Genomic DNA, 12373 nt, shown 5'->3' on the forward strand with positions numbered 1-12373 from the left:
GGGCGCTCCGCTTTTTCGCGCACGCCCCCTAATCTGACGCGGCAACCCGGAGGCCCCGCATGGCGACCTATCTCCTCTTCCAGCTCCACCCGCAACCGGGTCAGGCCCTCGACGCGGTGTTCGACGCCCGCTTCGGCCGGGTCGGCCCCGCCCTGAGGATGGGGCTCTACCGCCCGGTGGCCCGGCTCGAGGCGACGGACCTGGAGGACCTGTTCACCCGCACGAACAGTATCCACGGGCCCTGGTACGCCGCGGAGGGGATCGACCTCCTCGTCGAGGGGGGCGCCCCCTCCACCTCCGTCGGGGACGTCGCGATCGACCTGGGTCGGGGCCGGGCCTGGTCCTGCGGGGCCGTCGGCTGGGAGCCGGTCGCGAGCGATCTCTGCGCGGAGCTGTTCCGGATCGCCGGGGTCGCGCCGGGGGGCGGCTGGCCTGAGGCGCCGCGCGCTGAAGAAGGGCCTGAGCTTTAAGATGAATCATGACCTCCTCAAGACCTATGATGATCGGTACGCCAAGGCCCGCGCCCGGGTCGCCGAGGCGCTGTCCGGGACGGATGACCGACCCTCCGGGGTGCTCCTGCGCTGGATCCGGGACGGCGGCGTCAACCCCTACGGGGTTTTCTCTCGCCACAGGGAGGCGGACCAGCTCCGCTCCGCGGAGGGGGCGGCGGCGCTCCTCGACCGGATCGACCGGGCGTTCCGGGACGGGGAGGTCTGCTTCCCGGAGACGGAGACGCACGGGCCCTACGTCCATCTCGGCTCGAACGCACGGGACCCGGAGACGCCCGCGCTCTTCCTCGCGGAGATCCGGGCCAACGGGCACGGGGAGGAGGTGGTCGAGGGGCACCGGGTGACCGGGTTCTGTCCTGACCTCGACGCCTTCATCGCCGCCTTCGAGGCGCGGGAGCGGGCGTATGAGGCCCTGTACCGTGAGCTCCTCGAGGACCCGGAGCCGTGACCACCGCCCAGATGAGAAGGGAACACCCCCATGGCCGATGATATCGCCGCCCGCAAGGCGCTGCTCGACCGGATCTCCGACGAGACGGGCGCCGGCAAATACGCGGGTCCGGGCCTGCTCCTCTTCTGCCCGGATGACCCCACCACGCGGGGCCTCGCCATCGCTGGCGGGGCCGCCTCCGTCACCCGGCCGGACCGGGACGACGGCCCGGACCGCGAGGCGCTCGTCAGGTCAGGGATCCTCCGGATCCTGGGGCTCGGCGGACGGGTCACCGCCACGCTCGGACGCGTCCCGGAGGGGGCGCGCCTGCCCGAGGGGGCGGTCTGCGCCTTTCATCCGGGCTGCCCGACGGAGGGTCCGCTGCGGGAGGCGGCCGAGGCCTGGGTCGCGCGCGCCTCCGCGGACCCGGTCCGGGTACCGACCCTGCACCTGTTCGGCTCCCGCGCCGACTACGACCGCGCCGTCAGAGAGGGGGTCCTCTCCGCCGAGGTCCCGATGACGGGCGATTTCGACCTGGTCCACAATGACGCGAACGGTCAGACCAGGGCCCTGGTCCGGGACATCGCCCGCCTCTCCGAGATCGAGGGGGACCGGGCGATCATCGACAACGCGATCCTCTGTCTGAGCCTGAGCTTCTTCGTCGACGGTGTCCCCTCGCCGGTGATCGAGATCCACGGGACCCTGCGGGAGCACACCGAGCGCAAGATCGCCGAGCTCGACCTGGAGATGACCCATGTGATCCGCCGCCGCCCCGGCGCCGCGCCGGAGGAGGGGCCGTCCCCATGACCCGGATCACCTACCTGCTGAGCAACGAGACGGAGCCGGACGTCCGGCTCTCGGACGCGCTCCTTTACGCCGCGCTGAAGGAGCGGCTCGGCGACCGGCTTGAGCCGGTCGACTGGGGGCGGCACCGGCCCGACCGGGGCCCGGCCTGGGGCCGCGATCCGTTCCGGTCCCTCGCCGCCCGGACCGGCCTGATCGTTGCGGCCTATGAGGAGCCGGCCGTTCTGGACACGCTCGGGGCGCGCATCCTGCCCCGACACGCGGTCCAGGCGGAGATGGACCGGATCGCCGGGACCGGGTTCGGGGCGAGCCTGCGCAACATGCGGGACCCGGAGCGCCTCGTCCGGCACGGCGCGCGCGGGGACCGGTTCGCCCAGCACGAGAGCGCGATCGGGTCGGACCGGTACGAGCACCCGGTCCTGGTCTGCCCGAACCGGGACCTGGCCTTCGTTCGGCGCCTCCTGATCGTCGCGGGCGGGGTGGCGGCCGAGACCCCCTACCGGTTCTGTTCGGAGACCCCGACCGATCTGCTCAAGCCGGGTGCCGCCCTGATGCAGGCGGAAGATTTCATGTCCCCGCTCACCGAAGAGGACCCGGTCTGGCGGGACCTGCAACGTCAGGCGGCGGACGCGCTGCTCGCGCGTTTCCCGCTCCGGTCCGGCGCGATCGACGTGGGCCTCCGGATCACCGCGGACGGGGAGGTGACCCCGCACGTCCAGGAGGTGATCGCGGCCCCGCCCGGCGCGTTCGACACGTTTTACGCCGATGTCCGCGCTTACGCGGGGGCGATTTCCGAGAACCTCGCGATCCTGGAGCCTTCGCTCGGGGACGCGGAGGGGCCTGAACCATGACCCCCGCCTCCGCCCTTCTCAGCGCCGTCGAGGCGCGCTGGGGCGCGCCGGGCCCGTCCGGGAGGACCCCCCTCCTGATCGACGGGGTCCGGGTCGGGGAGATCGCGCTCGGCGCCGGGCTTCCGGACACCGTCCGGATCGCGACCATCTTCGTCGAGGAGCGGTACCGGGGGCACGGGGTCGGCACCCGCCTCCTGCGGGAGCTCGGGGACCTGGCGGACGCGGCCGGCTGCGCCCTCACCCTCGAGGCCTTCGTCCGCCCGGACCGGGCGGACGGGGGCCTGCCGGGCCTCTACGCCCGGCTCGGCTTCGTGGCGGAGCACGGCCCCTGCGAGCAGGGATATCTGGAGATGGTGCGCAGGCCCCTGCCCGCCCCGGATCCGGATGACTATGCGGAGCCGGATCACCGCCGGATCGTCGCGGATCTGATCGCCGGGATGGCGGTCTTCGCAGCAAGCCTGCCGCTCACCGCCGCGCTGCGCCCCTACCGGAACGCCTACGCGCCGGAGCTGGCCTACCCGGCCCTGGTCCTCACGGACCTGTTCGCGGATCGGCCCGGCCAGGGGGCCGGCTCCGCCTATCTGGCCGAGCTGTCCCGGCGCTGCGACGCGGCCGGGCTCACCCTCTACACGGACGCGCAGGATGAGCGGTCCCGGGACTTCTACCTCGCCCGCGGGTTCGAGCGGACCACCGGGCGGCGCGATCATCAGCTGGCGCGCTGGGCGCCCGAACCAAACGAGGAGGACCCTTCCCCATGAGATGCGAAAACTGGGAGGACGGCCTGTTCACGGTCGAGGACCCGGACGGGACAGAGCGGCCGCTCCGCTCCCTCCTGTGGTATGACGGGCCGATGATCTTCACCCTGCCCCATGAGGGGGCGGACCGGCTCTTCACCTGCGGCGGCGAGACGGAGGAGGGGATGATCTATTTCGGCGCCTCCCCGGCCCCGGACCTGGTCGACCGGCTCTGCCGCAACGAGGCCCCGCTCATCGACGGGTACCGGACCGGGCCGTTCTTCCGGCTCGTCTGGGGGGACGGCGCGCCCGGGCCGACGGGGATCACCGAGATCGACGCCTTCCCGGCGGAGATGCTGCCGGACCCGGAGGTCCGTCTGGTCTACGAAGGGGCGGAGACGCCCAGTCCTTAATGTTGATTGAGGCCAACATTTCTTGTGCTTTCATCCGAATTCCACTAAATGTGGATCCTAGTAAACATTTAGGTCAATATGCGCCCCGACATCATCCTGACCCCGTCAGATCTCGCCCATGTACTGAAACGCCGTCGCAAGGAGTTCGGGGTCCGGCAGGAGGAGCTTGCGGGGCTTTTTGCCTTGAGCCGCTTTACGGTGATCGCAGCGGAGTCCGGTGAGGGGGACCCGAAGCTGTCGACGGTCCTGAAGCTGGTGGAAGCGCTTGGTCTCCGGCTTGTTGCGATTCCAAACGTGGTGGCGGACCGGCTCGTGCTGCCGGACCCACCTCCCCCCCCGCCTGACCATGTCGATGTCGATGATGCGGACTGGGAGATCGGAGAGGGGCCCCAATGAACGATCCTCTCCACGCCTTCGAGACAACGATCCCGACCGAACTTCAGGAGGACCTCCTGCAACGGATCGAGGAATGCGCCTGGGGGTTCACGACCGACCCGGAGATCGAGATCACGGATGTCGAAAAAAGGAACGTGCTCAACATCGAATATACCGGGGTGGTTCAGCTTATGGGTCAGGAGCACCGGTTCCACATCAGGAGCGGGGACGCGGCCGGCACCGAGATCCTCTCCTGGAACGGGGAGACGGACATTGACCGGGAACCGGGTCCGGTGATGATCCTCGCCCCCCTGCACCGGCGCGCGTCTGAGGCGATCTTCCAGGGCCGGGCGGCCGAGCTCCTGCGGAACTGGGATGAGGCGCTCGACCCGAGCACGGCAACCGGGAAGCGTCTCTCGCGCCTCTTCGCGGCGGCCTCCTATGACGCGTTCTTCGCCCCAGGGACCGGCGCGTCCCGCTCACATCACGAGGCAGCCCGTGAGGCGGGCTACGAGATCCAGGAGGCGGCGGACGCGACCCGGATCCGGCGCGACCTCCTTTTTGCTGCGCACCCGATCGCGCCCCTGATCACGGATCAGACCCCGCTCGAGGCGCTCAGGTCCTGGGACGCCGCCCTGGACGCCTCCACGGTGATCGGCCACCTGGCGCTGCTCCGGCGCGCCCAGATCCTTGATGAGACGGCGATGCGCGGCGCCTCGGCCCCGAACACGGAGGGGGCGGCGCGGATGCGGGAGCTGGGGTTCGCCTTCACCTCCCCGGGGGAGGCGCTCAGGCTCCGCGTCCGGCTCACCCGATCCCTCCTCTCCCTGGACCCGATCGACGGGTTCGACCCGGCGACCCTGCCGGAGAACCCGATCGCGGCCCTGTTCAACCGGCTCGACCCCGCGCTCGCGCCGGACGTCCGGGTCAGGCCGGAGGTCGAGGCGCCCAAACTCCTCGACGCGATCGCGGAGCGGATGGCGCGGGACCGGAGCATGACCCTGCCGGACTGGGCGGAGGGGCGGACCGCGGAGATCGGGCTCCGGGTCCGGAACCGGGCGGAACCGGCGCGGGAAAGCGACCCGTCCCCCTCCCTCTAGGCGCGAAACCTTTCCGGTTTTCGCGGGCCTCGCCGATGATCGGAGGGACACCCTGGCAGACCGGATCGGAGAAGAGATGTTCCACACACCCGCAAAGCCGACCCCGCCCCTCTACGACCCGGCGATCGGGCCGAACGGCGGGGTGCCCCGTCTGAGGTCTGATCGGGTGGACCCGATCACGGTCTCCCCCCTCTTCATCAGCATCGGAGGGGACCGGTCCTCCGTTCAGGGCTGGCGTTCCGCGCTCCGTTTCGCGCTCACCTGCGCGAAACGGGCGGGGGCGGATAACCTCCTCCTCTCCGACCTGACCGGCCTGCCGATCCGGCCCGGACGCGGCTACCCGAACATGGGATATCATCCGGATCTCGACGCCTCCGTCGCCTGTGCCGGCACGGACCGGACCGCGAGGGCCCTGTTCGGGCTCCTGGACGGGATCGGCCGGTCCGCCCTCCTGCGGGTCCGAACCGAGTCCGGGGAGGCGCTGATCGAACACAGCGCCCGTACACGCGCAGATCATCGTCGCCTGCGGGAAGCCCGCACGCCGCTGACCCCGGACCGTCGCCTCCAGGAGGCGCGCGAGGGACGTGCCCTGTACGGCTCCCTCGTCGAGATCAGCGTCGAGGGGATGTTCGAGCGAAGGGCCTTCCGTCTCTCGGGGGCCGGGTCCGACCCGCGCAGCGGTGCGCTCAGCGTGAGATCCCCGGTCGGGGCCGCCCTGCTCGGATGCCGGCCCGGGGAGGAGACATCCTATCGGACCGGTCCGGTCCTGCGTCGCGTGATGCTCCATCAGGTCGACAACGACCTGCTGATCGACCGTCTCATGACCCGGTCAGCCCCTTTGCGAAACGAGGATCCCCTTTCTGAACCAAATATGTGAAAAACCGAACTCAGACTGTTGCGGCATCCCGGCCCACATTATAGATTGCGAAAATCTTTATTGATGGAGTTCCCATGACCGAGCAGATGCCGATCCCGGCCCCGTTGCAGCCCGCCCCCGAGGAGGAGACCCGGGCCGCGCATGCGGTCCCGTCCACCCTGGTGAACCGGTTCCACCTGACCGCCGGGGACGCGATCCTGCGCCTCTCCTTCGGGGAGCAGATCCCGCCGGGCGGGGTCCATTACCATCAGGCGGTGACCATGCCGCGGGCGGAGGCGATCCTGATGGCGCAGATGATCCTGGAGCTGACGAGCCGGAACCCGTCCCCGGCCGACCAGATCACCCACTGAGATGGGAGACCTTCCCGAGCGGACCTCCCCCCTCGCCGGGGCGATCCTGAGGTGCCACGGGCACCGCGAGGCCCTGCTCAGGCGGGCGGGGCCGCTCCTTTCCGGCGCGGAGGTTGCGCGACTTCTCGGTCTGGACGCGGCGGGGGTCGAGGCGCTACGCGCCGCGCATGGCCTGCTCGCCGTTAAGATCGAAACGGGATGCGCCTACCCGGCCTCGCAGTTCCTGGGCGCGGAGGTCCTTCCAGGTCTTGCCGTCCTCCTTCAGGCGCATGCGGGGATGGATCCCTGGGTGGTTCTTGACCTGCTGCTGGCGCCGGACCCGGCCATGAACGGGCGGAGCCCGCTTCAGGCGTTGCGGGAGGGGGACGCGGAGGGGCTCAGGCGTCACATCGCGCAAGCGGGCGGGGACGGTTTCTCCTGATCCCCGACTAGCCGCGCGCGCGCCCCCCGGCGCGGCGAGACTCATGGGGCCGGAGCCGCGTCCTGGTCCCCTTCCGGCGCCTCCAGCCCCGCTTCGGCGTTGGAGACCCAGAGGAATGCCATCACATAAGCCCCCTCATCCCCCTTCGAGACCATCCCGTCCGGCTGGAAGTCCAGATCCCCGTCCGTGAGCCGGCCCGCGTATTTCTCGACCGCGGCGGCGCGGAACGCCGCGTCCGCGGACACGTCCGCGAGGCAGGAGCGGAGCTTCGCGAGCACGTTCGCCAGGACCGGGTCCGACGCCCCCTCCAGCGCGATATGGAGCCGCTCCGCCTCGAGCGGGTCGAGCGGGAGCCAGGCCGGGGCAGAGCCGAGCCCCTCCGGCCGCTCCGGGATCGGTCCGTCCGGACGGATCGGAGCGAGCATATCCGGATAGAGGCGGGTCCGGATCATGTCGGCGAGCGTATCAGAGGAGAGCCGCTCCGGACGGAACCGGATGACCAGCAGTTTCGCGGCCTCAGCAATCCCGGGCTGATCCGGACCGGCCTCTGCGTCGATCCGCTTCGCCGCCTCCATCCAGACGTCCTGGACGCGCGCCTGCGCGTCCGGGCCGCCACTCCGGGACCGGACCGGGGTCGTGTCATGCCAGCGCGGGAAGCGGACGTCGTCGGAAAAAGCGGATGCGAGACAAAGGGTCCGGTTGACCGGATGCGAGATCGCCGCCTTGCGCAACCGGTCCAGATCGAACGGCTCATGGAGCGTCAGGCCGGTCCGGGTTTCGAGGTCAAGCCGCACCGCGCCCGATGCGTCGATCGTCACGAGCCCTTTTCCGCCCAGCTCCTGAAAAGCGCCGAACCTCCGGATCACGAGCTCCCGCGCAAAGGCGGCCGCCGCCTCCATGAGTGCTGCCCCGTGAAGCGGGTGTCGCGCCCGGAACGGGTCGGGCGCCGCGTCCGGGGGGCGGTTGGATCCGGAGGTGACCGCACAGTGCAGACGACCCCCATCCGCCGTGATGGACACGAACCTCGACGATGACCCGTCCGCCCGGATCGCGGCCGCCAGGTCGAGCAGGTCATGATAGAGATGGGGGGATCTGGACATCGGGGCGCTCCTCTTTGTTGCCACTTTCCCCCGATCTTGCGAAAAAACCTACCTCAACCTGATTCTCGAAAGGAGCGGCCCATGTCGACCCCCACGATCCTCTCCCCCTGCGTCCGGACCTGCCGGCTCCTGAACGAGGTCTGCGTCGGCTGCGGCCGGACCCGGGCGGAGATCGCGCTCTGGACCCGGATGACGGAGGCTGAGCGGGACGCGGTGATGAGCCGACTGGATCAGCAGGGATCAGCCTAAAAACGGTTTGCGGTCAGCTCGGACTGTGCGAAAAGGATAGCCATGAGACTGATCGGCGGACATGACTATTACGACGGGGCCGGGATGGGGGTCGACACCAGCGTGGTGTTCGTCCGCGATCCCGCGCGCCACCTCGCGGACCTGCCCCTCCGGACGGATCACCCGTTCCGGGTCCCGGAACGGTCCGTCTACGGGGACGGGGCGGAGCGGACCGAGCTCATCCCGACCCTGATCCTGATCGGGGGGGAGCGGATCCCCGCCCTGGAGGAGCGGGTCACCGAGGCCTGGGTGATGAGCAGCCGCTTCCATTACGAGCTCGCGGAGGCGGAGGCGGCGATCCTGCGCGCCCGCGCCCGGCACCCGAGCCGCTGGGGCGGCTTCCTGCGCCGCAGAAGCTTCCTCGAGGAGGTGCGCGCCCATTTCGCGGGGCGCCTCACGCAAGAGGAGACCGGCTGGCTGATCTCCAACCACGTGACCGTGCTCAGCACCTGGCTCCCGCCTCACTGGCGGGAGAAGACGGTCCCGGCGCAGGTGAACCACGCCCGCCTCACCGAGCTGGAGCTCTTCCGCAAGCTCGACCCGGCCACCGCCCATATGCGGATCGCCTCCTTCCTGTCCGGGGTGCTCCCGTTCAGCCGCCCGACCGTGGAGCTGCCGGACCGGGACCGGATCCGGAAGGCCGGTTTCGACTTGCGCAGCTCCTTCCGAAAACCGAAACAGGGCTGAGCCCGACCCGGAGACCCTGATGACCCTCTTCCTGTCCGCCGCCCTCCTCCTCTCGCTCCTCCTGATCGGGCTCGGCTTCGCAATGGACCTGTCCGCGGTGCGGGGCCGGATCAGCGGGGCGAACGGGTTCCCGATCCTCATGATGCTGCTCCTCTCCTTCGCGGGCTCCCTCCTGGTCGCGCTGATCGGGGGCCTGTTCGGGGGCTGGGGGCTGCTCGGGAAGGTGCTCCTCTTCACCGTCCCCTATCATATCGCCCTCGGCGGGCTCCTGATCTGGGTCCTTCAGACCGTCGCGACCCGGGTCGCCGCAGGCGGGAAGGGCTGATTTGCGGCGCCGGAACACCAAAATCGGATCCGTCAACGGAAAACATATCTTTTTTCACAAGATGTGCTTGAAACGACTCACGAATCCCCCCAACATCTAGGGGGCAACCAAGGAGTGGGCACATGTCCTATGTAGGTACCCCTGAATTCGAGAGTCGCCGCCCGGCCCTGAAAGAGGCCTTCGAGCGGAGCCGCCAGGAGATGGAGGCGCGTCTCGCCCTCATGAAGGCGGAGACGGAGCCGCCCGCGGACGTGATGAGCCCGGAGGAGCTCGCCTCCCGGCTCGTGCTGGACCGGATCCCCCGCGAATAAGGGCCGCCCGAATCCCGGGCGGCCTTTTCACTGGGCCGCGTTATGATCCCCCCGGATGGAGGGAGCGACATGAGCCCGTTGCCGAAGGTCACGAAAATCGAGGTGTCCTCGCTCTTCTGGCGGGACCTGGCGGAGTGGCGCACGCACAAGGAGTACTTCTCCGTGCGGGCCCGGATCGCGGAGCTGGTCCTGCGCGCGGGGGCCGGGGATCCGGCCGGGGACGTCCCGTTCACCGGGCGCAAGGAGGTCTGGGACGGGATCGGGCACGCCCATGTGGGGAACAAGCTGACCCTCTTCACCACCCGCCCGGACGGGGACACGCTGCGCCTCTGCGCGGTCAAGAAGCACGACTTCTACGGGTTCCGGAGCGAGCGGAAGGGGCGCGCGAACGACGCGGCCCGCAGGATCCACAACGCCTCCGTCTCCCCGCATGACCCGTCGCCCGGCTGGTCCGGCCTGAGATGGCGGGACCCCTCCGAGGTCGCCTCGCACCCGGAGCTGCGGGAGCTGTCGGACGCGGGCCTGCGCGGCCTCTACCAGGAGATCCTGGAGGAGGCGGACCGGTTCGACCGGCTCGGACAGGCGGTGAGCGGGCTCAGCCCGCGCATGCGCGGGGCGGTCGAGGAGGCCTGGGTCACCAGCCTGATCGAGGCGAAGGACGCGGTGGAGGCGGAGATCCTCCGGTCCGCCCGCCCCCCCAGGCCGCATATCGAGCCGGCCGCGTTCGAGGGGTGGGGCGGGCCCGGCTGACCGGGCCTATTCGACCCGGTAGAGCTGGAGCCCGTCAAACCAGATATTGACCGCCTCACCGGAATCCGGCCCGTCCAGACGGGTCTGGACCGCCTGGACCCCCGCGTTCGCGAAGGTGAACCGGTAGGTGTACTCCTGCCACCCCGTGGTGACCGCCCGCGTCCCGGCCCCGATCGTCCCGGACTGCCCGCTCCAGGCCCCGGTGGAGCTGGTCCCGAACAGGAAGAGCTGAATCGTGGTCGGCGCGGACGCCTTCGCCAGAACCCGGACCTCCCAGGTCTGACCGTTCGCAGCGGTTGCAAGGTTCCAGGGCGCGCCGGTCTGCTGCGCGTAGCTCATGATGTGGGGATCCGCCCCCGTGACGACCATCTTGAGGGGGACCCCGCCATAGGGGGAGTCGGTGACCGTCGTGTCACGGGTGACTGTCGCGTTGTTATCTGCCGCCGGACCCGCCCAGGAGAAGACGTCAAGCGGGCTCCTGGTCGATGTTTTGAACAGGTTCAGAGCACTGTTCCAGAACGGGGTCACCGCGTCGAAATTTGTGACCTTCAGGTCGTCCACGTGGAACTCGCGGCCCCCCAGGATCGCGACCCGGTCGAACGGGCCCGCATGGGTCGCGTCCGCCGCATATGCGTGCGTGGACAGCTCCGCCCCGGCGGCGTCGTAGATGGTGGTCCGGAACGTGTTGTCCGGGAGGGCCCGGAACACGACCCGATACCAGGCGTTCGAGGGGCGGGACCAGGTCGCCCCGCCCACGATCGTGGACGCGTAACCGGTGCGGACGTCGAGGGCGTGACTGGTCGACCCGACGTTGAACCCGTACCCGTTCCCGTTCGCGTCTGAGATGGTGATCCGGTCCGCCCCGCCCCCGACGCGCGGGTCCGAGGAGCGGACCCACGCCTCCAGCTCATAGTTCCGCGACACCGGGGAGCTCAGCAGCTTGTAGCCCCCGTTCGGGTCGTCCGCGGCGGACTTCAGGGCGGACCCGGCCCCGGACCGGGCCTGGTCGGTCGCGGCGGTGAGACTCCCAGACCGGATAACGGACCAGCCGGAGAACGATTCGAACCCATCATCGAGGACAACCGTCGGATCTACCGGGACGGGCTCCTTGCGCATACATCTGACCTTGTAGGACCAGCTCTTCGTGGCGTTCGACCGGGTCGCTGTGGCCGTGTCGTAGATCACCGCCGTGGTCTGGGTGTTCTCGACGGAGGTCCAGATCGCCCCCATCTCTGGAAGGAGAGCCGCATTCGTCGCCATCCGGGCGGTATCAGACGGGGCCGGAAGATACCAATTCTGAAAACCGAGATAATTTAGATTTTCACAGATCTCCGCAGCAACGTGAACCTGCGTCCCGGAATTCGCGGTGTCCGCATCGTTCACAGCCAGCCAGCTGGTATTCGCGGGCCCGTCTGTCTCGGACTTGATGTTTGTCAGCCGCATATAGGTCGTGCTGGCAATCCCGCTGTTCCAGGGGTGGGCGGGAAGCGAGAAGGACGTCGTGTAAAGACGCTGTCCCGATTCCTCTCCGACGTAAACCACCTCGCCGTTTCCGCAGGCCCCACCGATTACCGAAACGTCGGAGCATGCCGTTCCCGCGGGAGCGGCGGCTGGCCCGCGCCGGACGCACATCAGCGCGCCGGCGGTCGACTTCGTGACGGCGCTGGTCGCCCCGGTCCCGAGGTTGTAGGCCATGGCGGTTGTCTGCCCGTACTCGCTCGAGGTCCAGAACGTGCCGGTCTTCACCGGAAGCGCCCCCTTGTTCAGGAACAGGGTGTGGATCTCGGCGGACCCGGGTAGATACCAGTCGCTGTAGCCGCCGTAGACCATGTTGTGACAGGCCTCCGCGGCGGCGTGAATCTGCGTCCCGGAATTCGCGGTGTCCGCATCGCGGACCGCGAGCGCGGCGGAGTTCGCCTCTCCGTTCACGCCGGACTGCACATTCGTCAGCGCCATGTAGGTGGTGGAGGACATTCCACTGTTCCAGGTCACCCCCGGGAGCGGGAACGTGGTGGTGAAGAGCCCCTCGCCCGAGAGGGCGGGGCCCGCGT

At 69.5% G+C, this 12373-nt stretch carries 18 protein-coding genes; 16 read left to right on the top strand and 2 right to left on the bottom strand.

All coding sequences use genetic code 11. From position 1 onward, the window contains the following. The first annotated feature begins 59 nt into the window (after window positions 1-59). The 11 genes from C8N34_RS03065 (at window position 60) to C8N34_RS03110 (ending at window position 6861) form a co-directional block, all read left to right on the top strand. On the top strand, window positions 60-470 hold the full coding sequence (locus C8N34_RS03065; RefSeq protein ID WP_108127619.1) for a hypothetical protein: 411 nt from the start codon (window positions 60-62) through the stop codon (window positions 468-470). Window position 471: 1 nt separating this feature from the next. Further along, on the top strand, window positions 472-957 hold the full coding sequence (locus tag C8N34_RS26185) for a hypothetical protein (protein WP_158640463.1): 486 nt from the start codon (window positions 472-474) through the stop codon (window positions 955-957). A 30-nt stretch (window positions 958-987) separates the two neighbouring features. Further along, window positions 988-1743, top strand: a complete 756-nt coding sequence (locus C8N34_RS03070) for a hypothetical protein (protein WP_108127621.1) — start codon at window positions 988-990, stop codon at window positions 1741-1743. Beyond that, window positions 1740-2591 carry a hypothetical protein gene (locus C8N34_RS03075; protein ID WP_108127623.1) on the top strand — a complete coding sequence of 284 codons (852 nt, stop codon included), beginning with the start codon at window positions 1740-1742 and terminating at the stop codon, window positions 2589-2591. The genes C8N34_RS03070 and C8N34_RS03075 overlap by 4 nt, the downstream gene beginning before the upstream one ends. After that, the gene (locus tag C8N34_RS03080) at window positions 2588-3349 is read left to right on the top strand and encodes a GNAT family N-acetyltransferase (RefSeq protein ID WP_108127625.1); all 762 of its coding nucleotides are present in this window, start codon (window positions 2588-2590) and stop codon (window positions 3347-3349) included. The genes C8N34_RS03075 and C8N34_RS03080 overlap by 4 nt, the downstream gene beginning before the upstream one ends. Further along, window positions 3346-3738: a hypothetical protein gene (locus C8N34_RS03085; RefSeq protein WP_108127627.1), complete on the top strand. Its 393-nt coding sequence runs from the start codon at window positions 3346-3348 to the stop codon at window positions 3736-3738. Before C8N34_RS03080 ends, C8N34_RS03085 begins: the two co-directional genes overlap by 4 nt. 78 nt (window positions 3739-3816) lie before the next feature. Then, a complete protein-coding gene (locus tag C8N34_RS03090; protein ID WP_108127629.1) occupies window positions 3817-4134 on the top strand; it encodes a helix-turn-helix domain-containing protein in 318 nt (105 codons plus the stop codon). Further along, a complete protein-coding gene (locus C8N34_RS03095) occupies window positions 4131-5213 on the top strand; it encodes a hypothetical protein (protein ID WP_108127631.1) in 1083 nt (360 codons plus the stop codon). The genes C8N34_RS03090 and C8N34_RS03095 overlap by 4 nt, the downstream gene beginning before the upstream one ends. A gap of 76 nt (window positions 5214-5289) precedes the next feature. Further along, the gene (locus C8N34_RS03100) at window positions 5290-6090 is read left to right on the top strand and encodes a GreA/GreB family elongation factor (RefSeq protein ID WP_108127633.1); all 801 of its coding nucleotides are present in this window, start codon (window positions 5290-5292) and stop codon (window positions 6088-6090) included. A 74-nt stretch (window positions 6091-6164) separates the two neighbouring features. Beyond that, complete coding sequence (locus C8N34_RS03105; RefSeq protein WP_108127635.1) at window positions 6165-6440, top strand: hypothetical protein; 276 nt, start codon at window positions 6165-6167, stop codon at window positions 6438-6440. A 1-nt stretch (window position 6441) separates the two neighbouring features. Beyond that, window positions 6442-6861, top strand: coding sequence for a hypothetical protein (locus C8N34_RS03110; protein ID WP_108127637.1), 420 nt, complete (start codon window positions 6442-6444; stop codon window positions 6859-6861). A gap of 41 nt (window positions 6862-6902) precedes the next feature. Here C8N34_RS03110 and C8N34_RS03115 read toward each other — a convergent pair whose 3' ends face one another. Then, window positions 6903-7961, bottom strand: coding sequence for a hypothetical protein (locus C8N34_RS03115; protein ID WP_108127639.1), 1059 nt, complete (start codon window positions 7959-7961; stop codon window positions 6903-6905). Window positions 7962-8042: 81 nt separating this feature from the next. Here C8N34_RS03115 and C8N34_RS03120 point away from each other — a divergent pair, with 81 nt between their 5' ends. The 5 genes from C8N34_RS03120 (at window position 8043) to C8N34_RS03140 (ending at window position 10322) form a co-directional block, all read left to right on the top strand. After that, window positions 8043-8210, top strand: coding sequence for a DUF1289 domain-containing protein (locus C8N34_RS03120; RefSeq protein WP_108127641.1), 168 nt, complete (start codon window positions 8043-8045; stop codon window positions 8208-8210). A 42-nt stretch (window positions 8211-8252) separates the two neighbouring features. Further along, a complete protein-coding gene (locus tag C8N34_RS03125) occupies window positions 8253-8936 on the top strand; it encodes a hypothetical protein (RefSeq protein ID WP_108127643.1) in 684 nt (227 codons plus the stop codon). 19 nt (window positions 8937-8955) lie between these two features. After that, window positions 8956-9261: a hypothetical protein gene (locus C8N34_RS03130; protein WP_108127645.1), complete on the top strand. Its 306-nt coding sequence runs from the start codon at window positions 8956-8958 to the stop codon at window positions 9259-9261. A gap of 122 nt (window positions 9262-9383) precedes the next feature. After that, window positions 9384-9572: a hypothetical protein gene (locus tag C8N34_RS03135; protein ID WP_108127647.1), complete on the top strand. Its 189-nt coding sequence runs from the start codon at window positions 9384-9386 to the stop codon at window positions 9570-9572. Window positions 9573-9641: 69 nt separating this feature from the next. Beyond that, a complete protein-coding gene (locus tag C8N34_RS03140; protein ID WP_108127649.1) occupies window positions 9642-10322 on the top strand; it encodes a hypothetical protein in 681 nt (226 codons plus the stop codon). A 6-nt stretch (window positions 10323-10328) separates the two neighbouring features. Here the strand turns inward: C8N34_RS03140 and C8N34_RS26190 are convergent. After that, window positions 10329-12373, bottom strand: a 2045-nt coding sequence (locus tag C8N34_RS26190; protein ID WP_211317720.1) for an Lcl C-terminal domain-containing protein, incomplete at its 5' end; no start/stop codon positions are given.

It is taken from the genome of Gemmobacter caeni, assembly GCF_003054195.1.
GTDB lineage: Bacteria > Pseudomonadota > Alphaproteobacteria > Rhodobacterales > Rhodobacteraceae > Gemmobacter > Gemmobacter caeni.